Genomic DNA, 20,424 nt, shown 5'->3' with positions numbered 1-20,424 from the left:
TCACGCTAGGCCGCCTGACGGTCGGGTCGCGCTCCGGGTCGCCAACGTGCGGGCGTGCTGCAGCGTGGAGACGAGCGCGAGGGTGGATTCGGCTCCTTGATTCACATTAGGACCAGTTGCCGTCAGTCCGTCATAACATCCACCGGTTAGCGGGTCGTACATCGTTTTCTGGCCGTCGTTGTCGCCCAGGAACCAGGCGATCGCCCGGAACAGCTGCTCGTCCCAGCGTTCGTCGCCGGTGACCGCGGCCGCGGTGGCGCAGGCGTCGGCGGTGGCCGCGGCCTCGATCGGCTGCTGGTCGAAGCGGTGCTTGGGCACGCCGGGCCGCCAGCCACCGACCGGCACCACCGACAGGTGCCCGCCGTTGTCCTGCTCGCGGCACAGCCAGGCCAGCATCTTGAGCCCCGACCGCAGCAGGGTCTCGTCACCGAGCAGGTCACCGGCGGCGATCAGCACCTCGGGCAGGGCCGGATTGGCGTAGGTCAGTTCGGGCTCGGGCCAGACCCAGTCCGCCTCTTTTTTCGAGGGCAGCCCGATCACGGTGGCCGCGTCGGCCAGCAGTTCGGCCGCTTCCCGGGCCCGCGGGTCGGCCCGCAGCACCTCGGCCGCGCCCAGCCCGGCGAACGCCATGGCCCGCGACCACGGCGACCGTTCCCGGCAGCCCATGAGGAAAGCGTTCATCGATTCGCGGCGGATCCACGGCACGGTCGAGCGCGCGGCCGCGGTGCCGAGCCCCCACAGCGCGCGGCCCCACCAGTCACCCAGCGACGGCTCGTCCTCCCACTGCCGCTCGTACGAGAACCGGTTGCGGAAACCGCCCGCCGGCGCCTGGGCATGGGTGAGGAAGGCCAGGTAGCGCTCGGCCAGCCCGACCAGCTGGGCCGTGGGCCGGGGCTCGCGGCTGATCAGCAGCAGCCCGCGCGACACGTCGTCGACGCAGTAGCCGTGCTCGCGCCGCACGATCGCGTTGCGGGCGTGTTCGAGCAGGCCCGTGTCGTCGGACAGGCGGGCGACGTGACTCCAGTCGGGCGGTGGGGCGTCGGCGAGCTGAATGGGCGGCGGGACGAGCCGGAGCCCACCGGCGGCCGTGATCACGCCGGAACCGGCGCGGCCAGCGGGGACCGGGTGGCGAGCAGGCCGTTGGCCAGGGCCTGGTAGCGGGCGGCGACGGCCGGCCAGCGCAGGGTGGGGCCGCCGGCCAGACCGGTGAGCCGTCCGGGCAGTCCGGGCTCGGCCAGCGCGTGCCGGATCGCCGACGCCATCGCCTCCGGGTCCTGGTGGGGCACGAGCAGGCCCGGGCCGTCGGCCAGCAGCTCCACGGCGTGCGGGAACTCGGTGGCCACGACCGGGATGCCGGCCCCGACCGCCTCGATCAGCACGCCCGAGGTGACCTGCTCGGTCGAGTCGTAGGGCAGCACCACCACGTCGGCCGACCGGATCAGCCGGGTCAGGTCGTCCTCCTCCAGGTACGCGTCGTTCCAGCGCACATCGTCGGCGACGCCGAGCGACGCGGCGAGCGCCTTCAGCGAGTCACGGTAGGTGTCGCCGAAGTGCTCCAGAACCTTCGGGTGCGTACGACCGGCCACCGTGTAGACGGGATTCTCTTTCTCGATCAGCGCCAGCGCTCGGATGGCCCACTCGATGCCCTTGCCCGGGCCGAGTAGTCCCCAGGTCAGCAGGTGCGGGCGGTCGTGGGTCTCGCGCGGGCCGGTGCCGCGGCTGCCCGCGCCGTGCGGGATGACCGAGATCTTGCGCGGGTCGACGTCGTACCCGGTGGTGAGCCGCTGCCGGGCGGTGTCGGTCATGGTGACCACGGCGTCGGCGGTCTCGGCGATCTGTTCGAGCACCTGGCGCTGCAGCGGGTCGGGCGCGCTGAGCACGGTGTGCAACACGACGATCGAGGGCACCTGGAGCGCGCGCAGCAGCGGCAGCACCTCGTTACCGGCGTCACCGGGATAGATGCCGTACTCGTGCTGCAGGATCGCCACGTCGTAGCGGTTGAGCACGGCCGCTGCCGCCCGCCAGCCGCCGGGGGTGTCGGTGTGCCACGTGTGCACGGTCCGCGGAGCGCCCCGGTCCAGTTCGATACCGCCGCTGACACTGTCGCAGGAGAGCAACCGGACGACTCCCGAGCCGCCGTTCGTGTTCAGGTGCGTGGCCAGAGCTGCATTGAAGGTCGCCAAACCGCATTGGGTCGGCGGGTAAGTGCTCAGAAAACCGTACGTGGCGGGCATGACAAGGCCTTTCTCGCTCTGCGGCTGCCTCCCCGCAGCACGGCTCAGCGCACCCGGACAGGGCTGTGCCGGGCGCGCGCAATCGCCATTGCGGGGACCCGGGAAATGGCCCGGATTAACACGCAATTCACATTACGACGTTAACAAGAAGGACCATTCACCCGACGATTTTCCGGTAAATCGACAGGTAGTCCTCGACCATGCGGTCGCGCGAGAACCGCTCCCGGGCGCGGCGGGCACAGGCGGCCCGGTCGAGGTCCCGTACCCGATCGACGGCCGTGACCGCTTCGTCAGCATTCGAGACGAGATACCCGGTTATGCCGTCGTCAATCACTTCCGGCATCGACCCTTTCCGGTACGCGATCACGGGCGTCCCGCACGCCATCGACTCCACCACCGACAACCCGAACGGCTCGGCGAACCGGATCGGGTGCAGCAACGCCAGCCCCGACCCGAGGATCGCGCCCCGGTCCTCCGGCCCGACCGAGCCGAGGTAGACCACCCGGTCGCCGTCGATCCGCGGTTCGATCAGCTCCTCGAAGTACGCGCGGTCCTGCACGATCCCGCACATGACCAGCCGCCGGCCGGCCCGGGCGGCGATGTCGATGGCCAGGTCGGTGCCCTTGTCCGGGTGGATGCGCCCGAACAGGATCAGGTCCTCCCCGCCCTCCTCGAGAAAGGGCAGCCCGTCCAGATCGATGCCGTGGTGCACCGTGCCCAGATAGTCGAGGTCGGGGGAGCGGTCGCTGTCCGAGATCGAGACGTACGCCGACCGGCCGCGCCGGTACGCGGGCAGGATGTTCGGCCCCGAGAAGCCGTGGATCGTCGTCACCATGGGCGCCGCGCTCTGGTGCGAGAAGGCCAGGGGCAGCCAGTCGAGGTGGTTGTGCACGAGGTCGAACTCGCCCGAGCGGGCCAGCGCGTGTCCGATGTGCAGGGCCTCCCAGACCCGGCCGTCCAGGTCGGGGTTCTCCTCGTACCCGCTCGGAGCGACCCCGTCCAGGGTGGCCTTGGTGATCGAATCGAGGGTGGCGAACAGCGTGACGTCGATGCCCCGCTCGACCAGCCCCTCGGTGATCAGGCTGGTCACCAGCTCCCACGGGCCGTAGTGCAACGGTGGTGTGCGCCAGGCGATCGGGCCCAGCATGGCGACCTTCATGACAAATGCCGCGTACAGGTAGTTAACACGTGCTTAGTATGCCCAGCGGTTTGATCCGGCGTTCTCGTGTTAGAGAAGACCCATGACGGATCTCTGGTGGAAGAGTGCGGTTGTTTACCAGATCTACCCGCGCAGCTTCGCCGACGCCGACGGCGACGGCATGGGCGACCTGCGCGGCATCATCGACCACCTGGATCATTTGGCCGGCCTCGGCGTCGACGTGATCTGGCTGTCGCCGATCTACCCGTCGCCCCAGGACGACAACGGCTACGACATCAGCGACTACCAGGACATCGAGCCGGTCTTCGGCACCCTCGAGATCTTCGACGAGTTGCTGGCCGGGGTGCACGCCCGCGGCATGAAGCTGATCATGGACCTGGTCGTCAACCACAGCTCCGACGAGCACAAGTGGTTCCTCGAGAGCCGGGCCGGCAAGGACAGCCCGAAGCGTGACTGGTACTGGTGGCAGCCCGCCCGCGAGGGGCTCGAGCCCGGCACGCCCGGCGCCGAGCCGACCAACTGGGGCTCGGTCTTCGGCGGGTCGGCCTGGGAGCTCGACGAGAAGACCGGCGAGTACTACCTGCACCTGTTCTCGAAGAAGCAGCCCGACCTCAACTGGGAGAATCCCGAGGTCCGGTCCGCGGTCTACGAGATGATGAACTGGTGGCTCGACCGGGGCATCGACGGCTTCCGGATGGACGTCATCAACATGATCTCCAAAGTGGTGCCGCTGCCCGACGGACGCCTCACCGCGGGCTCGCTCTACGGGGACGGCTCGGCCGGCTTCATCAACGGCCCGCGCATCCACGAGTTCCTGCAAGAGATGCACCGCGAGGTGTTCGCCGGCCGCGACGCGATGCTGACCGTGGGCGAGATGCCCGGCGTCACCGTCGACGAGGCGAAGCTGTTCACCGACCCCGCGCGGGGTGAGGTCGACATGGTGTTCCAGTTCGACCACGTGTGGGCCGACCGCGGTGACGATCCGTGGCTGCTGATGCCGCTGCAGCTGACCAACCTGAAGGCGATCTTCAACCGGTGGCAGGCCGGGCTGGCCGAAGTGGGCTGGAACAGCCTCTACTGGAACAACCACGACCAGCCGCGGGCCGTCTCCCGCTACGGCGACGACAGTGCCGCGTACCGGGTGGCGTCGGCCAAGATGCTGGGCACGGTGCTGCACCTGCACCGCGGCACGCCGTACATCTATCAGGGCGAAGAGCTCGGCATGACCAACTACCCGTTCCGGACGATCGACGAGTTCCGTGACATCGAGGCTCTCGGGCAGTACGCGCAGGCCGTCGACCTGGAAGGCCGGTCCCCCGACGAGGTGCTGACAGTGCTCCGGGCTCGGGGGCGCGACAACGCCCGTACGCCCATGCAGTGGAACGCGACGGCCCACGCCGGTTTCACGACGGGCACGCCGTGGCTCGCGGCCAACCCGAACTACCCCGAGATCAACGCCGAGGCGGCCCGGGCCGACCCCGACTCGGTCTACCACTACTACCGCAAACTGGCCGACCTGCGGCACACCGAGCCGGCCGTGGTCGACGGCGACTTCACGATGCTGCTGCCCAACCACGAGCAGCTGTACGCGTACACCCGCCGCCTCGACAACACCGAACTGCTGGTGATCGGCAACTTCTCGGGCGATTCCGTACGAGCCGAAGTGGACGAAGCCTGGTCCGGCGCCGACCTTCTGCTGACCAACCTGCCGGAGGCGCCCGAGGACTGGACCCTGGCCCCCTGGCAGGCCGTCATCTACAAGCGCTCACTCGGGTAGCGCGTCCTCGTACGACAGTTGGCCGTAGTGATCCTCGATGACGAACCCCTTCCCGGCCGGGGCGACGTCGATGGTCACTCGCTTGATGAGCGGGCGCCGATGGACGACCCCGTCGCGGACCATGCGCAGGCTGGCGCTGTACGTCATGTTGATCTCGAGCAGACCCGACTCCTTGTCCAGGAACATGACAGGCGAGCCGATCTGCTCATCGACGACGTACGGCCCAGCCGGCCCGAATGTGTAGCCGCCGTCCTTCAGGTTCCACAAGGCCTTGAACCGCAGGCGGCCGGTCTCGGTCTTCTTGCCCGCCAAGGCCGCGCGGACCAGCTTGCGCCAGGACGCCTTCTCGTCCCGCGAGAGCAGCCGCTCGGCCGAGGCGAAGTCGGCGAGGGTGTACTTCGCTTTCGGCCGCAGCCGCTCCATCTTGAAGCTCTCGGCCCGCACGTACGCGACGACCTTGGCGTACATGTCGAGGGCGCGAGCTTTCCCGACGTGCTTCACCACGTCCTTGCCGATCACCGGTTCCGCGATCGCGGCCGTCGTCGAGTAGGGCGCCAGCTTCCGCGCCAGCTTCTGCGGCCCGAACGTGGTCGGCGAGGGGGAGGGGCTGATACTGGGGGACGAGGATGCGCTCGGCGCCGGCTGGGCGGTGGCCACCTCGGGCGACGAGCAGGCGGCCAGGCTCAGCACCAGCGCTGCGGTGGCCAGGAGTCTAAATCGGACAGTGCGAAATGCCATGAGGCGTGAGTCTTTCTCGCGATGGGGGGCGCACTATGAGAGCACATCCCGTGTCGGAGCGGTCCGCAGGCCTCACTCGTACATGACGTTGCCGATGTTCCACGTGCCCGAGTAGCTGATCAGGAGCCAGCTCTTGGCGCCGGGAATCACCACGAAAGTCATCTGCTTGCCGATCGGCTGCCGATAGGCCACCTTGGCGCGCGTCAGGCGAAGCCACGCGCTGTAGGTGACGCTGATCGACAGCCAGTTGTAGTCCTTGTCGATGGTCAGCTTCGCCTGATCGACCCGCTCGTCGACCACGGGCGGCCCCGCCGGCGTGAACTTGAACCCATCGGTCTCCATGTTCCAGAAGGCCAATTTCCGGACTGCCGCGGCTGCCTGGTCGCTCCCCTTCAGCGCCTGGCTGACCTTCTTACGCCAGTACTCCCGCGTCGGCGGAATCATCGGCCGGCCGGCCGAGGCGAAGTCCGACTCGGCGTACTTGCGCTTCGACCGCAGCCGGTCCATGTCGAGGCTCTCGGCCCGCATGTAGGCGACGACGCTCTCGTACGTCTGGACGGCCCGGGCATCGCCGAAGCGCTGGGTGACGTCCTGGCTGATCACCGGCTCGCCCACGAACGGAGTCGTGGAGTACGGCGACATCCGCTTCTGGGTGTGGCGCACCACCGTCGGCGTCGGGGCCGGCGAGGGCGACGAAGTGCTGGGGGCCGGGCTGGCGGAAGTCGTCCGGGGCGGAGTCGAGCAGGCGGCCAGGCTCACGGTGAGCGCGGCGGCCACCAGGGACCGGAGAGTACGGATCGGCACGGTGGATGAGTCTTTCTCGCGGTGGGGCGCACCATGAGAGCACACCGCCGATTCGAGTTATCCACAGCCCCTCAGCGCCCCGCGCCCAAAAAATCGTAGGGTCTCCCTGCCCCGGGAGGGAGGGGGTTCGGGATGGGGGCAACGCAGCCCGATTCCGATCTTGGCCCGCGAAACGCGCGGCGGGCCGGGCCGCGGCAACGGCCCGGCCCGCCGCGGGGGTCAGCCGGTGATGGTGTCCCAGGAGTAGCCGAGCAGGGCGAAAGCCGCGCCCAGCAGGGCCAGGCTGACGCCGCGGGACGAGATCGGCAGCGCGGCCAGCACGAGCAGGATGACCGCGATCAGATAGAAAATGCCCGGGATCGGCATGGAAGCTCCTCGATAGTGGGGGTGGCGGCGCAGCCATTACCCTCACCGCGCGGCGCGCTAAACCAAGGTCAACATGAACTCCGAGTCGGCGCCGATCGTCGTCCGGGTGGGGGTGAGCGCGGTGGCGGGGCCCGGGGGTTCGTCCGTGCCGTAGTTGCGCAGGAACCGGGGATGCGCGCCCCCGCTCACCTGCAGCCGCAGCCGATGGCCGGGGCGGAACACGTGCGCCGTGTGTCCCATGTCGACGACGACCGGGCCGTCCGTGGTGAAGCGGGTCAGGCCGTCGCAGACGTTGAGCGAGCGCCCGGCCGGGTCCACGTCGCACAGCCGGACGAAGACGTCCGCGCTGGCCGCCGTGGTCGAGGCGGCCACTTCGGCTCGCACCGGGCCCATCAGGGTCAGCGGGCGTTCGACCGGGTCGCTGGTGAACAGCAGCACGTCGGCCCGTTTCTCCAGTGGGGCGTTGTCGACCTGGCCCTGGGTCGGCGACTGCAGCGGGCCGCCGATCGACGGGGTCGGGTCGGTGGGGTCGTAGCGGAAGCTCCAGCCCCGGTCGGCGGTGAACGAGTCGAGCCGCAGGCGTTCGGTGCGTGCGTCCGGTGGCGGCCAGTCCGGCAGGTCGCGCCACTCGTCGGTGCCGCCGACGTGAATCCGTACGCGACAGGCCGGAGGCTCGCCGCGCAGCCGGCGCATCGCCTGGCCGAAAACCTCGGTCCAGCCCTTCTCGAGAGCGGACGTGTGCGTCCAGGGGCCGATCAGCAGGTCGACGTCGCGGTCCGCGGCGCGCAGCCGGGCGTACTGGTCGAGCACCTGGTTGATGCTGAGATCCCACCAGCCGAGGGCCAGGCTGACCGGCACCTCCATCGTGCCGGCGGCCTCGGCCACGTTCGCCCCGGCCCAGTACGACCGTTCGGAGTGAGCGAGCCACTCCTCGAACGCCGGCCGCCGTCCCCCGAACAGCGACGGATAGGCGTCGAGGAGTGGCAGTCCGAGCACGGCCCGGCTCAGCCGGAACTTCATGCCGATCGCGCCGCGCAGCATCTCGCCCGAGGTGGCCCCGCCCTGCTTGAGGCCGAGCCCGCCGACCAGCGCCCGTTCCAGCCCGAAGGCGCCGCCGGCCCAGAAGAAGTCGTGCCCGTCGGTGAAGCCCATCTGCATCACCGCGCCGCGCCACTCCGGCGGTGGGTCGACGGCCAGGGCGGCCTGCGTGTATGCCATGTAGCTGGCCCCGACCGTGTAGAGCTCGCCACTGAACCAGGTCTGCTTGCGCAGCCACTCCACGGTGGCCACGCCGTCGGCCGTCTCGTTCTTCCACATGTGGAACGTGCCGCCCGAGCCGAGGGTGCCGCGCGAGCTCTGCAGCAGCACGTGGAAGCCTTGCTCGGCGAACCGGACTCCATAGATCAAGTTCCAGGGAAAACCGCTTCTGAGGTACGGGGCCCGGATGAGCACCGTCGGGCATGGATCACCGCCGACCGGCGCGTAGTGGTCGGTGAGCAGCGGAACTCCGTCGGCGGCGGGCACGGGCACAGCCAGTTCGCGCTGGACGGAGTAGGGCCCGGGGGCCCGGCGGCTCAGGAGTCGGAGGGACAGTGGCAGTCTTCGCATGGGTCCACCCCCGCAATTCTCGTACGTCGTACCAGAAATAGTAGCAGGAGGCATCGATGGCTCGCGGACGTCCGCCCGCGCACACGGTCGACCAGGTCGTGGCGGCTGCGATCGGCATCGCCGACACCGAAGGGCTGGGTGCGGTCACGATGCGCCGGATCGCCCAGCAGATCGGGGCGGGCGCGATGTCGCTCTACACGTACGTGCCGGACAAGGACCGCCTCGTCGACCTCATGGTCGACCGGGTCGGCGGCACCCGGACGCTCGTCGTGCTCACCGGCGACTGGCGTACGGATCTGCTCGCTGTAGCGGCATCTCAGCGCTCACTGATGCTGGCCCACCGGTGGCTGCCCGCGGCCCTGCCCAACCGGCGGCTCACCGGGCGCAACATGCTCGCGTACCTGGAAGAGGGTCTGGCCGCCCTCGAACCGACCGGCCTCTCCGGCGCGGTCAAGCTCGAGATCATCGCGCTGGTCACCGGTCTCGTGGCCACCTTCGTCACGGCCGAGCTGGCCGGATCGGCGCCGGTGCCGGAGCAGGTCGCGCTGATCGGCGAGGCGGTCGCCACCGGGGACTTCCCGCAGCTGGCGTCCGTCCTCGCCGAGGGTGGCCAGGGCGCCGAGCCGGACTTCGACCGGCTCGCCGCCTGGACCATCACGGGCCTGGTGACGCAGGCCCTGGATTCCTAACTCTTGAGGCAGATGTCGAACGGGTGACCTTCCGGGTCGAGCAGCACCCGCCAGCGGTCGGGCGTGGGCTGCTCGTCCGGCTTGGTCGCGCCCAGGGCCAGCGCCTGCTGCTCGCCCTTCTCGAGGTCGTCGACGTAGAAGTCGAGGTGATAGCGCTTGGGTGCGCTCTCCTTGGGCCAGCCGGGCGCCGAGTAGCCGGGCACCTGCCCGAAACCGATGCTCGTCGAGCCGTCGCCGATCATCGCGTACTCGTCCCGGCTGTGCAGGACCTCCCAGCCGAGCACGCCGGCGTAGAAGCGGGCCTGCGCCGCCGGGTCGGACGCGTCCAGATTGATCATCGCCAGGGTTGCGAATCCACTCATGGACGCGATCCTTCCCGCAAAGACTGACATCTGCTGTCAGTTACTTCAGATACACCAGCCCGTCCAGAGCCACGCCCGGCCGGCCCTTCGTGCCTTCGACCACCACCCGTACGGTGTGCTCGCCGCTCTGCGGCCACCAGCGTGACCACACCACCTGGCGGGGCAGCGACCGGGTCGAGCGCAGATCGATCGTGCCCTGGGGCCGGCCGTCGAGCAGCACCGCGACCCGCCCGGCGTTCGGGCCCCGGCTCAGCACCAGCGCGGCCGAGCTGCCACTGAACCGCCACGACGCGCTCGCCCCGCGGACACTGCCGCCGACCGCCGTGCCACCGAGATACGTGCTGTGGCGCAGCGGACGCCACGCCCCACTGCGCTGGGCGGCCGATTCGGAGACCACCACCGGCGTACGGGTGACGGAAGCACTCACGAAGTTGAAGGCCCGGTCGGTGGCCCGCACGGTGAACGTGGCCGGCCGGTTCGCCGCCGCGCCGACGTTGCGGGTGCGCGCGGTGACCCCCAGGTTCACTGTCGCCGGCCGGGTGAGGCGCACCGACCCCAGGCTGGCGTTGTCCCGCACGGTCCAGTCGAGGTGCATCGGCACGGCGCCCAGGTTGACAGTGCCCGGCCGCAGCGCCAGATCCGGCTCCCGGCTGAACACCGGCGCGCTCGTGTCGGCGAAGACCCGGCTGTTCACGGTCGTCGACCGCCCCGACAGGTGCATCGCCCGCACGGTGACGGTGTGCCCGCCCGGCATCAACCGGATCGGCGCCGAACGCTTCCCGGCCGGCGTGGCGACCCGCAACACGCCGTCCACCCACACCTCGAACCGGCTGATCAACCCGAGCGGAGTGTTCACGGCCCACGCCGGCTGGATCAGCCCCTTGGTGAAGTACCAGCGCCCGGCCCGGGCCGACCCGCCCATGCCGATCATCCGCAGCCCCGTCGGCGCCGCGCCCGCGATGGCCCGGATCGACGGCAACTGCGCGTAGAGGGCGTTGCCCGGGCAGGCCGTTTGCCCCGCGTCCCGATGCCCCGAGATCCGGAACAGCGGAACCTTGCGGCCCAGCGGGAACCGCGGACTTCCGCCGGAGGTGAGCACGACCCGACCGTTGGGCGGATTCCCGTACGCACCCAGCTTGTAAGCGGCCATGGCCGCAATCACTGTGCGGACCCGCGTCGAGACCGCCCGCCCGCCGTAGGACCCGATCACGGCGATGGAGCTGGCCTCCGCGTTGAAACCGAGGGTGTGCGCCCCCAGCACGGTGCGGGCGACCCCGCCCCGGCGCCCCTCGAAGACGGTCCCGCACTTGTCGATGAGGAAGTTGTAGCCGACGTCGTCCCAGCCCCGGCTGCGCACCTGATAGGCCTGGATCCCCCGCACGATGCTGGCCGACTGCGCACAGCTGTAGCCGTTGCCGGTCGCCGTGTGGTGCACGAAGAACACCTGGGTGGGCCCGGTGTACTCAGGCACCCCCTTGACGATGGCCTCGTTGGCCCGCCATCCCACCCGCGTCACGAGCCGCGGAATCGGCCTCGCCGGCAGCGGCACGGTCGCCTTCTCCAGCCGTGCCGACTTGCGCGCGAAGTCGCCGCTGCCGGTGCTTCGCGGGTTCGGAGCGTGCCTGGGGGCGACCGGTTCCACGGCCTCCGGGTTGATCAGATCCATGCGGAGGTCGGCGGGCAGCGGGCTCCGGGCGCCGTTCACGCGGGCCTCGACGGCGTCCGAAGGCCCGACCCAGAGCGGGTCCGACGCGCCCCGTACATCACCGGGAGCGCCACCATCCGTCTCGAGCGTCTGCCACGACGACCACCGTCCCGTGCCCATCGCGCGGGTCCGCACCTCGACGGTCCCGTCCACCCGCGCGGCCGGGTCGGCCCAGGTCGCTCCGATCAGGCTGAACGGCCGGATCGCCTCCCGCGTGACGGTGCCGGTCAGCGCCACCGTCTGGAGAGCCGTCCCGGCCGGCCGCTGGTCCCGGGCCTGAGCCGGCCCACTGCCGACCCCCGCCACCAGCGTCAGGAGCGCCACCGAGGCGCGAGAAATCGTCCGATTGCCGTGCACGTCCACCCCCGTGATCCACTTGCTCAATCACGAGCCACCTTGCCGCCGTCAATCCCGCCCGTCCCGGCAACGACTAATAAGCCTGGCAAATCGGTCGAAAATCGCGACAGTCTGGCCGAACGTCCGGCGTGTTCCGCTTGCTCGCCGGGCGCTCCGATGAGTGGCGCGATGACGATCGGCACGTACCAGCGGGCCTCCGCCGGACGGTCACGAGGCGATCAGGAGCACGACCTTGCCATCGCTGTGGCGCGACTCGACCGTGCGATGGGCTTCGACGATCTCGTCCAAGGGGAACGGCTGCACCGGTATGACAACCTCGCCCCGGGCGGCCAGGTCGATCACCGCGGCCAGGCGTTTCGGGTCGCGGCCGGCTCGGACTACTCGGGTGCCGTGGTCGGCGGCGGCCTTGTCGTCGACGATGGTGCCGATGCGGTCGAGGGGGATGCCCAGCTCGACCGACTGGGCGATCGCCTCGCCGCCGGCGGCGTCCAGGGCGGCCGTCGGCTGCAGGCCCAGGTCGCGTACGTCCTGGATCAGATCTTGGCCGTACGTCACGGGGATCGCGCCCTGGCGGCGCAGGCGGTCGTGGTTGCGCAGGCTAGCCGTTCCGATCACGGTGGCGCCGGCCCGGCGGGCCAGTTGGGTCGCGACCGTGCCGACGCTGCCGGCGGCCGCGTGCATGAGCAGGACGTCGCCCTCGCCGACGCCCAGTTCGAGCAGGGAGCCGCTCGCGGTCTGGGATGCGGCGACCAGGGCGGCCGCGGTGGGGAAGTCGAGGGCGGCCGGCTTGCGGACCACGTTTTCGGCGGCGACGCACAGCAGCTCGGCCGCGCCGTTGAGCATCGTCGAGCCGAGCACGGGGTCGCCGGGAACGAAGTCGTCGACGCCCTCGCCGACGGCGTCGATCAGGCCGGCGTACTCCTGGCCCAGGGTCTGCGGGAACTGGATCTTGGCCCAGGGCATCTCGCCAGCGCGGACGGCGACGTCGAACGGCTGGACGCCGGCCGCCAGCACCCGGACCCGCACCTCGCCCGGGCCGGGCCGCGGATCGGGCACGTGGACGACGTGCAGCACCTCGGGCGGACCGAACCGGTCGAACACGGCAGCTCTCATGCCGCGAGTCTGCAAGCTGAACTCAGGTTGAGGTCAAGGGCGCTGCACGCGGGCTGCACGCGACGGGCCCGACCGTGATGGGCATGACTACTGATGCGCAGAAATTGAGCGAGCGGCTGCTGACCGCGTTGATCGGCGCGACCGAACTGTTCACTGTCGAGCTCGGACGGGAACTGGGACTGTACGCGGCGTTGCGGGACCGGCCGTCGGGCCCGGCCGAGCTGGCCAAGAACGCCGGGATCGACGAGCGGTACGCCCGGGAGTGGCTGGAGCAGCAAGCCGCGGCCGGCTTCCTGACCGTCGACGGCGACGAATTCGCGCTGGCCGGCGGGGCGGCCGAGGTGCTGCTGGACGAGGGCGGGCCGGGGGAGTTCACCGTCGGGCTGGGGCTGGTCTTCCCGCGGGTGGTCGAGGCGTTCCGCACCGGGGCGGGCATTTCGTACGCCGAGTACGGGCAGCACATCCGGCACGGCATCGCGGCGTTCAACCGGCCGATGTTCGAGCAGTTGCTCACCACGGAATGGCTGCCGGCCCTGCCCGAGGTGGAAACGCGACTGCGGGCGGCTCCGGGCGCGCGCGTGCTCGACCTGGGCTGCGGCGCCGGGCAGTCGTCGGTGGCCCTGGCCCGGGCCTACCCGGCGATCACCGTACGGGGAATCGATCTGGACGAGGCCTCGATCACGGAGGCGCGGGCGGCCGCGGCCACGGCCGGTGTCGCCGACCGGGTGACCTTCACGCTGGGCGATGCCGCTCGGATCGACGGAGAGTACGACCTGGTGACGATCTTCGAGGCGCTGCACGACATGGGCGACCCGGTCGGCGTGCTGCGGGCCGTCCGACCCCGGCTCGCGCCCGGCGGCAGCGTCTTCATCGGCGACGAACGCGTGGCCGACGAGTTCACCGCGCCCGCCGATGAGATCGAACGGCTTCAGTACGCGTTCAGCGTGCTCCACTGCCTGCCGGCCACCCGCGCCGAGGACCCGGTGATCGCCAACGGCACGATTCTGCGCGCCTCGACCCTGCTGGCCTGGGCGCGAACGGCCGGCTACGAGAACTCCGAGGTCCTCGACATCCCGAACGACTTCTGGCGCTTCTACCGCCTGCGCTGACCAGCCGCCCGCGCTGGTAGCCCGCTCGCGCCGACAGGCTGCCGGTGCCGGCCGAACCGCTTGTTGAGAAATTTGGCCGGGCTGTCGATTTCCGGTCGGCGAGGTTCGTCGGTGGAATGACAGTGACAAGCGGAAGGGATCCGACATGCCGAAGTACACCCTGTTGATCTACGGCGACTCCGCACAGTGGGAGGCGATGACCGACGAGCAGTGGCGGGCCCACGACGCCGCGCACGCTGAGTTCCGGGCCGCGGCCGGCGACCGCGTGCTCGGCGGCCAGCAGTTGGAGCCGTCGCCGACGGCCACGACGCTGCGCTCGACGGGCACGCTCGACGGGCCGTTCCTCGAGACGAAAGAGGCGCTGGGCGGCTTCTACATGATCGAGGCGACCGACCTCGACGAGGTGCTGGGCCTGGCCAAGCTGCTGCCCGAGGTGCGGGCCGCCCACAGCGGCGTCGAGATCCGCCCGGTCATCGACCACGAATGACGCCCGACCTCCCCGACGGCGACCGGCCGCGCGATGAGTTTCCCGGCGGCGGCCGGTCGTCGGACGAGCTTCCAGAGGGCGGCCGGCCGTCGGACGAGGTCGTCGTGGCGGTGGCTGAGGCGCACCGTCGTGACTGGGCTCAGGTGCTGGCGACCACCGCGCGGGTCACGCGGGATCTCGACCGGGCCGAGGAGTGCACCCAGGACGCGTACGCCCAGGCCCTGGTCGTTTGGGCGCGTGACGGGGTGCCGGCTCGGCCCGGGGCGTGGCTGACCCGGGTGGCCCGCAACCGTGCGCTCGATGAGATACGGCGCCAGGCCGCCTTCCGCCGCCGGCTGCCCCTGTTGATCACCGAGGGCGACAACCCGGGCGACGACCGCCTGCGCCTGATCTTCACGTGCTGCCATCCGGCCCTGTCCCGCGAGGCCCAGGTCGCGCTCACGGCCCGCCTTGTGTGCGGGCTTTCCACGTACGAGGTGGCCCGCGCGTTCCTGGTGCCGGAGTCCACGATGGCCGCGCGCCTGACCCGGGCCAAGAAGAAGATCGCCACCGCCCGCATCCCGTACCGGACCCCCGACCCGGACGAGATGGGCGCCCGCCTCGATTCCGTCCTCGAGGTGGTGCACCTGCTGTTCACTACCGGGCACACGGCTCCCGCCGGCCCGGCCCTGATCCGCGACGACCTCACGGCAAGCGCGATCCACCTGGCCCGCACCCTGCACCGGCTGATGCCCCGCGTGGCCGCGGTCACCGCCCTGCTGGCCCTGCTGCTGGTCACCGACGCCCGGTCGGCGGCCCGGGTCGGACCGGGTGGTCTGGTGCTGCTGCCCGACCAGGACCGCAGCCTCTGGAACCACGCGCAGATCGCCGAGGGAGTGGCCCTGCTGACCGATGCGCTGCGCCGGGAGCCGCCGACGCGCTTCGCCGTCGAGGCCGCGATCGCCGCCGTGCACGCCGAGGCCCCGTCCTGGGAGCGGACCGACTGGGCCGAGATCATCGGGCTCTACGACGTACTGCTGCGGCTGACCGCCGGCTCGCCCGTCGTGGCCCTCAACCGGGCCGTGGCCGTCGGCTTCCGGGACGGTCCGCAGGCCGGGCTGGACGCGCTGGCGCCGCTGACGGCCGAGCCGGCGCTCGCCACGTACGCGTATCTCGCCGCCGCCCGGGCCGGCTTCCTGCGCCGCCTGGGCCGCCGGACCGAGGCCGCGGCCGCCTACGACGAGGCCCTGACCCTGACCGACAATGAGGTCGAGCGTGACTTCCTGCACGTCCGGCGCCGGAACCTTTAGTCCGGCTGGCGCCCTACCGATAGTTGGGGTACAAATTATTGGTGTGGCAACGAACGAGGGGGCGACGATCATGACGAAGGACGCCGAGGGCCGCGGCCGCTTCCGGCAGTGGCTGCACGAGACGTTCGACGACATGTGGTTCCGGTCGATGATCGGCCCGGCCCAGACCAAGAACGCCGTCCAGGGTTGTGACGAGGGCGCCCGCGAGCAGTGGAAGCGCGACCTCGAGAACCGCAAGCGCTACACCCGCGAACAGCGCGAACGCAAGCGCCTGGCCCGCGAGGGCAACCGCGCCTGAGACCGGTCGTTCTCCGTCTTGCCGGCCCGCGGTCCGGGTCCGGCGAGATCGGTCGACGCGGAGAGCGCGGCTCAGCGGCGGACGTCGTCGCCCGTCAGGGCGGCCAGATCGGCCCGGGTGGGTGCGCCCTCGCAGTCGCCGGGCACGGTCACCGCGAACGCCCCGGACGCGATGGCGGTGGTCAGCCGCTCGAGCGGAGCTGCCCCGGCCAGGCGGTCGGCCAGGTAGCCGGCGACGAATGCGTCACCCGCGCCCACCGGATCGATCACCGTGACGGGCAGGGCCGGCACTGTGTGGCGCTCGCCGTCGATCAGGGCGATGCAGCCGGCGCCGCCGTCCTTCACGATCACCTCGGTCGGGCCCAGCTTGGCCAGTTCGGCCGGGATGTCGGCGGTGTCGACGAACAACCCGGCCTCGGACGGCGACGCGAAGACCACGTCGGCCCGGGAGGCCAGATCGCGCAGGACGGGTGCGGCGTCGTAGCGGCTCCACAGCTTGGCCCGGTAGTTCAGGTCGAGCGACACCGCGACCCCGGCCGCGCGGGCCGTCTCGATCGACTGGAAGACCGCGGCCCGGGCCGACTCGCTCAACGCCGGCGTGATGCCCGTCACGTGCAGGATCGAAGCGGCCGTCACCTCGGCCGCGGGGACGTCAGCGGGGGAGAGACGCGAGCCCGCGCTGCCCGCCCGGTGATAGTCGACCTGGGCGAACTCGCCGGACCGGCGGTGGCGCACCATCAACCCGGTGAACGACTCGTCGGTGATCGCCAGCGTGCGCACCCCGGCCGCGGCGATTCGGGCTCCGATCAGGGCGCCCGTGGCGTCGGGCCCGACCCGGCCCAGCCAGGTGGCCGCACCGCCGAGACGAGCGACGCCCATCGCCACATTGCTCTCGGCACCGCCGATGCCGAACGAAAAGCTTTTCGCGTGCCCCAGCGGGCCGATGCCATCTGCCGCGACCAGCCCCATGGTCTCACCGAAGGTGAGCAGCCCCGTCATGAGCGGGCGAAGGCGACCGCGCTGACCGCGTGGCGGGCGCGGGCGGCCAGGGCGGTCAGGCTGCCCCCGACCACCGCGTCCCCGACCAGCGGCCCGCCGAGCCCGACCGACTTGGCCCCCGCGAACAGCCAGTCGGCGATGTCCTCGATCTTGATGCCGCCGGTCGGCATGACGTTGATCCGGGGCAGCGGCGCCCGCACGTTGCGCAGGAAGTCGGGACCCAGCCCGGCCGCCGGGAACAGCTTGACCAGCGGCGCCCCGGCCTGGTGGGCCGCGTACATCTCGGTCGGGGTGGACGTGCCGGGGAAGAACGGGACGGCCGAGGCGGTGACCAGGCCGGCGTCGAGCACCGGGGACACCAGGAACTCGGCGCCCGCGTCGACCGCGGCCTTGGCGTCGTCGGCGGTGAGCACCGTACCGGCGCCGATCGCCACCGACGACGGCAGCTGGCGGCGCAGGCCGGCCAGCGCGTCGAGCGCCCCGGCCGAGGTGAGCGTCACCTCGAGGGCCGTGATGCCGTTCTCGGCCAGCACCTCGGCCACGGCGGCGAAGTAGTCGGCCGTGGGGGCGCGCAGGATCGCGACGATCCCGCTTTCGACCACGGCGGCGGACACGGCGTCGAGGGGAACGCTCACATCGGTCACGCTTTCAGATCCTGCCCCACTTCGGCCCGGCCATCCAGGGGTGCGGTGCGTGCGGGACGTCTCAACCGGGGCCACGACCGGCCGTCGACCGGCGCCGACGAGGCCGGCCGGTCCGTCTCGATCCCCAGCTCGTCGCGGATGGCCGCCTCGAACTGCTGCATGACCAGCGGCACCTGGGCCAGCAACTCGCGGAAATGGATCTGCGGCTCGACCCCGACCACGGCGGCCGGGTTCATCTCGCCGTGCAGCTTCTGCAGCAACACGTGTACGGCCAAGGCAGCACTGCGCACCGGACCCGAGGCCAGCAGCCGCACCTGCATCAGGGCCGGGCCGACCTCGTCCATGTAGGTGAGGACGGGCACCGCCTTCTCACCGGCGTCGTACGCGGCCCGCAGCCGGTAGGTGTCGCGCTCGAAGACCGACAACAGGGACACATACGCGTCCCGGCGCTCCTCGTACCACCTCCGGGTGCGCTTCCGGCGGCTGCGCAGGTAGTCGTTGCGAGCGGACGCGAGCTGTACCGCTGCGGCTCCGGCCAGGGCGAACAGGGCGGCGATGAGGGGGAGCCCCCACCACGGGATGTCAGACACGCGCTAACGGTATCGACGCCGCGCCCGGGCGGCGCAGCCCGCACGCCGATCGTGACCGCGCGGCGACCAAAGCTCACCTATCCGGCCATCCGGGACAGCGCTGCGTCGATTGCCCGTGACGCTTCGTCATGCACCCGGGCCGCGGGGAGGAGGGCGCCGCGCCGCCGCAGGGCCGCCACCCGGTCGGCCCCGAGCCGTTCGCCCGCCGCCGCCCGGGCCCGGTCGAGCCCGGCCTGTTCGGCCGGGTAGACGTCGGCCGGGGGCAGGGCGGCGTCGACCAGCACCGCCGTCTCGTCGGCCCCGACCCGCACGAGCAGCACGACCAGATTGCGCAGGGCCGCAGCCCGCAGTGTGTCGTTGCCCACTCGCCGCCACATGGCCAGCACGTCCCGGAAGGCGGACAGCGCGGCCGCCGGGTCGCCGTGGCGACTGCCGATCGCGACCGCCGCCGTCTCGGCCGCGCCCCGGAACAGCCGCTCGTCGACCGTCGCGGCCAGCTCGGCCGCCTCGGCCAGCAGGGCCAGCGCCCGTTCCGGATCACTGTCGCCCAGCGCCTCGCCCAGGCCGTACAGCGCCTCGGCCCGGGCTCCCGGGTTGCCGGTCGACGCGGCCAGGTCCACTGCGGACTCCGCGGCCGCCACGGCCTCGGCCACCCGCCCCGACCAGGCCAGCACCAGGGCCTCGCCGACCAGCCCGGACACCCGGTGCACGGGCTCGGTGCCCATCGCGCGGTAGTGGGCGAGGGCCGTCGGGGCGTCGCACGACACGAGCGCGACATCGCCCAGCACCTCGTGGATGGCGTCACTGTCGAAACCGGCGGCGAACGCCCGGGCCTCGGCCAGATCACCGCGACCCCAGGCGTGGGTGGCGGCGGCGGCCCGCGCGTCGGGCTGGTTCCCGGCCGACCGGCCCCACGCCAGCACCTCGTACTGCTGGCAGCGGTAGCCGTAGCGGTAGAGCGCCGCCGCCAGACCACCCGGACCGGCGCCGCGGAGGACAGCGAGCCGCAGGTCGGGCAGCAGGGCGTCGAGCTCCCGGACGGCGTCGGCCTGGCCCGGCCCGCGGAACGCCCGGTCGAGCCGGCGCGCGGCGGCCAGCATCACGTCGGCGTGACGTCGGTGGAGCTCGGCGCGGTCGTCGCCGAGCAACGAGGCGGCGTACGCCCGGATGGTCTCGAGAAGGCGGAACCGGCCCGGCTCGTGCCGCACCACCAGCGACCGGTCGACCAGGGCGGCGAGCGCCGCCGCCACCCCGTCCGCGGCCACCACCGCCTCGGCCTGGGCCACCGTGAACGCGCCCGCGAAGGCCGACAGCCTGGTCAGCACCTGCCGCGCCGCCGGGTCGAGCAACCCGAACGACCACTCCACGACCGCCCGCAGCGTGCGGTGCCGGGCCGCGCTCGTCCGCCCGCCCCGGACCAGCAGCTCGATCGCCAGCGGCAGCCGCACGTCCTCGGAGGGGTCGATCCCCAGCCGGTCCACCACCGCGTCGGCGTGCCGCCGCAACACCTCGAGCCCTTCCCCGCGTGGCAGCGCCGCGGCCAGCACCGTGGCGCCCCGCTCCCAGCACGGGTCGTCGGCCACCACCACCCGCAGCCGATCGACCGGCCCGCCGGCTCGCACGAGATCAGCCAGAGCCTCGCGATGCAGCCCCGCCAGCCGCTCGGCCACCCCGCAGAAAGGCTCACCCGCGAACTCGGGCAGGGCCGGCCCCCGCCACAGGGCGACGGCCTCGGTCAACGCGCCGTCGCGCAGCAGATCCTCGAACCGCAGCACGTCGACCCCCGCCCGCGGCACACCCAGGCAGTACCCGGCCGGCGTCAGCGCGATCGACGCCCGCGCCCCGATCGTCGCCCGCAGCCGAGCCACATGGGACTGCAGACTGTTGCGGGCCGACACCGGCGGCCCCTCGGGCCAGAGCGCGTCAGCCAGCGCCGCCGCACCGACCGGCCGCCCCGCGTGCAGCGCGAGCAGGGCCAGCACGGTCCGCTGGCTCCCACCGGCCACGACAACCGGCCCGTCCTCGCCGCTCACCTCGAACGGCCCGAGCATCCGCACGAGCACCCGCCGAACATACGACCGCCCGCAGCAAGATCGC

General features: G+C 71.6%; 20 protein-coding genes. 6 read left to right on the top strand and 14 right to left on the bottom strand.

Annotation, left to right across the window (positions count from 1 at the left end; genetic code table 11):
* The 3 genes from M1L60_RS22280 to M1L60_RS22270 form a co-directional block, all read right to left on the bottom strand.
* A complete protein-coding gene (locus M1L60_RS22280) occupies positions 1 to 1,092 on the bottom strand; it encodes a glycosyltransferase (protein ID WP_438862143.1) in 1,092 nt (363 codons plus the stop codon).
* Positions 1,092 to 2,234 carry a glycosyltransferase gene (locus M1L60_RS22275; RefSeq protein ID WP_253239404.1) on the bottom strand — a complete coding sequence of 381 codons (1,143 nt, stop codon included), beginning with the start codon at positions 2,232 to 2,234 and terminating at the stop codon, positions 1,092 to 1,094. The genes M1L60_RS22280 and M1L60_RS22275 overlap by 1 nt, the downstream gene beginning before the upstream one ends.
* Positions 2,235 to 2,391: 157 nt before the next feature.
* A complete protein-coding gene (locus tag M1L60_RS22270; RefSeq protein WP_253239403.1) occupies positions 2,392 to 3,393 on the bottom strand; it encodes a glycosyltransferase family 4 protein in 1,002 nt (333 codons plus the stop codon).
* Between the two features lie 82 nt (positions 3,394 to 3,475).
* Between M1L60_RS22270 and M1L60_RS22265 the strand changes: the two genes are divergently transcribed.
* Positions 3,476 to 5,170 carry a glycoside hydrolase family 13 protein gene (locus M1L60_RS22265; protein WP_253239402.1) on the top strand — a complete coding sequence of 565 codons (1,695 nt, stop codon included), beginning with the start codon at positions 3,476 to 3,478 and terminating at the stop codon, positions 5,168 to 5,170.
* On the opposite strand, the gene M1L60_RS22260 is transcribed toward M1L60_RS22265, so the two are convergent.
* From M1L60_RS22260 to M1L60_RS22245, 4 genes are all read right to left on the bottom strand, one after another.
* The gene (locus tag M1L60_RS22260) at positions 5,159 to 5,908 is read right to left on the bottom strand and encodes a hypothetical protein (RefSeq protein WP_253239401.1); all 750 of its coding nucleotides are present in this window, start codon (positions 5,906 to 5,908) and stop codon (positions 5,159 to 5,161) included. The genes M1L60_RS22265 and M1L60_RS22260 overlap by 12 nt on opposite strands.
* A 72-nt stretch (positions 5,909 to 5,980) precedes the next feature.
* A complete protein-coding gene (locus M1L60_RS22255) occupies positions 5,981 to 6,712 on the bottom strand; it encodes a hypothetical protein (RefSeq protein WP_253239400.1) in 732 nt (243 codons plus the stop codon).
* 219 nt (positions 6,713 to 6,931) lie between these two features.
* Positions 6,932 to 7,078, bottom strand: a complete 147-nt coding sequence (locus M1L60_RS22250; RefSeq protein ID WP_253239399.1) for a hypothetical protein — start codon at positions 7,076 to 7,078, stop codon at positions 6,932 to 6,934.
* A gap of 57 nt (positions 7,079 to 7,135) precedes the next feature.
* Positions 7,136 to 8,686 carry a CocE/NonD family hydrolase gene (locus M1L60_RS22245; protein WP_253239398.1) on the bottom strand — a complete coding sequence of 517 codons (1,551 nt, stop codon included), beginning with the start codon at positions 8,684 to 8,686 and terminating at the stop codon, positions 7,136 to 7,138.
* Between the two features lie 56 nt (positions 8,687 to 8,742).
* On the opposite strand from M1L60_RS22245, the gene M1L60_RS22240 reads away from it, so the two are divergent.
* Positions 8,743 to 9,375: a TetR/AcrR family transcriptional regulator gene (locus M1L60_RS22240; protein ID WP_253239397.1), complete on the top strand. Its 633-nt coding sequence runs from the start codon at positions 8,743 to 8,745 to the stop codon at positions 9,373 to 9,375.
* On the opposite strand, the gene M1L60_RS22235 is transcribed toward M1L60_RS22240, so the two are convergent.
* From M1L60_RS22235 to M1L60_RS22225, 3 genes are all read right to left on the bottom strand, one after another.
* Positions 9,372 to 9,737: a VOC family protein gene (locus M1L60_RS22235; protein ID WP_253239396.1), complete on the bottom strand. Its 366-nt coding sequence runs from the start codon at positions 9,735 to 9,737 to the stop codon at positions 9,372 to 9,374. The two genes, M1L60_RS22240 and M1L60_RS22235, sit on opposite strands and share 4 nt — an antisense overlap.
* Positions 9,738 to 9,777: 40 nt before the next feature.
* Positions 9,778 to 11,826: an N-acetylmuramoyl-L-alanine amidase gene (locus M1L60_RS22230; protein WP_253239395.1), complete on the bottom strand. Its 2,049-nt coding sequence runs from the start codon at positions 11,824 to 11,826 to the stop codon at positions 9,778 to 9,780.
* A 180-nt stretch (positions 11,827 to 12,006) separates the two neighbouring features.
* Positions 12,007 to 12,912, bottom strand: coding sequence for an NADP-dependent oxidoreductase (locus tag M1L60_RS22225; protein ID WP_253239394.1), 906 nt, complete (start codon positions 12,910 to 12,912; stop codon positions 12,007 to 12,009).
* A gap of 83 nt (positions 12,913 to 12,995) precedes the next feature.
* Here M1L60_RS22225 and M1L60_RS22220 point away from each other — a divergent pair, with 83 nt between their 5' ends.
* The 4 genes from M1L60_RS22220 to M1L60_RS22205 all read left to right on the top strand — a co-directional run bounded on the left by M1L60_RS22220 (position 12,996) and on the right by M1L60_RS22205 (position 16,095).
* Positions 12,996 to 14,021, top strand: coding sequence for a class I SAM-dependent methyltransferase (locus M1L60_RS22220; protein WP_253239393.1), 1,026 nt, complete (start codon positions 12,996 to 12,998; stop codon positions 14,019 to 14,021).
* Positions 14,022 to 14,166: 145 nt separating this feature from the next.
* The gene (locus tag M1L60_RS22215; RefSeq protein WP_253239392.1) at positions 14,167 to 14,508 is read left to right on the top strand and encodes a YciI family protein; all 342 of its coding nucleotides are present in this window, start codon (positions 14,167 to 14,169) and stop codon (positions 14,506 to 14,508) included.
* A gap of 143 nt (positions 14,509 to 14,651) precedes the next feature.
* Entirely contained in the window at positions 14,652 to 15,797 is a 1,146-nt protein-coding gene (locus M1L60_RS22210; protein WP_253239418.1) for an RNA polymerase sigma factor, read from the top strand.
* Between the two features lie 43 nt (positions 15,798 to 15,840).
* Positions 15,841 to 16,095, top strand: a complete 255-nt coding sequence (locus tag M1L60_RS22205) for a hypothetical protein (protein ID WP_253239391.1) — start codon at positions 15,841 to 15,843, stop codon at positions 16,093 to 16,095.
* A gap of 71 nt (positions 16,096 to 16,166) precedes the next feature.
* Here the strand turns inward: M1L60_RS22205 and M1L60_RS22200 are convergent, their stop codons facing one another.
* The 4 genes from M1L60_RS22200 to M1L60_RS22185 form a co-directional block, all read right to left on the bottom strand.
* Positions 16,167 to 17,093, bottom strand: a complete 927-nt coding sequence (locus M1L60_RS22200; RefSeq protein ID WP_253239390.1) for a sugar kinase — start codon at positions 17,091 to 17,093, stop codon at positions 16,167 to 16,169.
* A complete protein-coding gene (locus M1L60_RS22195) occupies positions 17,090 to 17,737 on the bottom strand; it encodes a bifunctional 4-hydroxy-2-oxoglutarate aldolase/2-dehydro-3-deoxy-phosphogluconate aldolase (protein ID WP_253239389.1) in 648 nt (215 codons plus the stop codon). Before M1L60_RS22195 ends, M1L60_RS22200 begins: the two co-directional genes overlap by 4 nt.
* A complete protein-coding gene (locus tag M1L60_RS22190) occupies positions 17,734 to 18,327 on the bottom strand; it encodes a hypothetical protein (protein ID WP_253239388.1) in 594 nt (197 codons plus the stop codon). Before M1L60_RS22190 ends, M1L60_RS22195 begins: the two co-directional genes overlap by 4 nt.
* 77 nt (positions 18,328 to 18,404) lie before the next feature.
* Positions 18,405 to 20,390, bottom strand: a complete 1,986-nt coding sequence (locus M1L60_RS22185) for an AfsR/SARP family transcriptional regulator (protein ID WP_253239387.1) — start codon at positions 20,388 to 20,390, stop codon at positions 18,405 to 18,407.
* Between the last annotated feature and the right edge of the window lie 34 nt (positions 20,391 to 20,424).

It is taken from the genome of Paractinoplanes aksuensis, from assembly GCF_024137025.1.
Lineage (GTDB): Bacteria > Actinomycetota > Actinomycetes > Mycobacteriales > Micromonosporaceae > Actinoplanes > Actinoplanes aksuensis.
The sequence above is the reverse complement of the archived record's forward strand: the minus strand, read 5'-3'. Positions and strand labels throughout refer to the sequence as shown.

What these genes read in the sequence shown, in the direction of transcription:
- M1L60_RS22240 (WP_253239397.1), top strand. Translation starts at nt 8,743, where the DNA reads ATGGCTCGCGGACGTCCGCCCGCGCACACGGTCGACCAGGTCGTGGCG.
- M1L60_RS22220 (WP_253239393.1), top strand. Translation starts at nt 12,996, where the DNA reads ATGACTACTGATGCGCAGAAATTGAGCGAGCGGCTGCTGACCGCGTTG.
- M1L60_RS22260 (WP_253239401.1), bottom strand. Translation starts at nt 5,908, where the DNA reads ATGGCATTTCGCACTGTCCGATTTAGACTCCTGGCCACCGCAGCGCTG.
- M1L60_RS22245 (WP_253239398.1), bottom strand. Translation starts at nt 8,686, where the DNA reads ATGCGAAGACTGCCACTGTCCCTCCGACTCCTGAGCCGCCGGGCCCCC.
- M1L60_RS22250 (WP_253239399.1), bottom strand. Translation starts at nt 7,078, where the DNA reads ATGCCGATCCCGGGCATTTTCTATCTGATCGCGGTCATCCTGCTCGTG.
- M1L60_RS22265 (WP_253239402.1), top strand. Translation starts at nt 3,476, where the DNA reads ATGACGGATCTCTGGTGGAAGAGTGCGGTTGTTTACCAGATCTACCCG.
- M1L60_RS22235 (WP_253239396.1), bottom strand. Translation starts at nt 9,737, where the DNA reads ATGAGTGGATTCGCAACCCTGGCGATGATCAATCTGGACGCGTCCGAC.
- M1L60_RS22275 (WP_253239404.1), bottom strand. Translation starts at nt 2,234, where the DNA reads ATGCCCGCCACGTACGGTTTTCTGAGCACTTACCCGCCGACCCAATGC.
- M1L60_RS22270 (WP_253239403.1), bottom strand. Translation starts at nt 3,393, where the DNA reads ATGAAGGTCGCCATGCTGGGCCCGATCGCCTGGCGCACACCACCGTTG.
- M1L60_RS22215 (WP_253239392.1), top strand. Translation starts at nt 14,167, where the DNA reads ATGCCGAAGTACACCCTGTTGATCTACGGCGACTCCGCACAGTGGGAG.
- M1L60_RS22200 (WP_253239390.1), bottom strand. Translation starts at nt 17,093, where the DNA reads ATGACGGGGCTGCTCACCTTCGGTGAGACCATGGGGCTGGTCGCGGCA.
- M1L60_RS22225 (WP_253239394.1), bottom strand. Translation starts at nt 12,912, where the DNA reads ATGAGAGCTGCCGTGTTCGACCGGTTCGGTCCGCCCGAGGTGCTGCAC.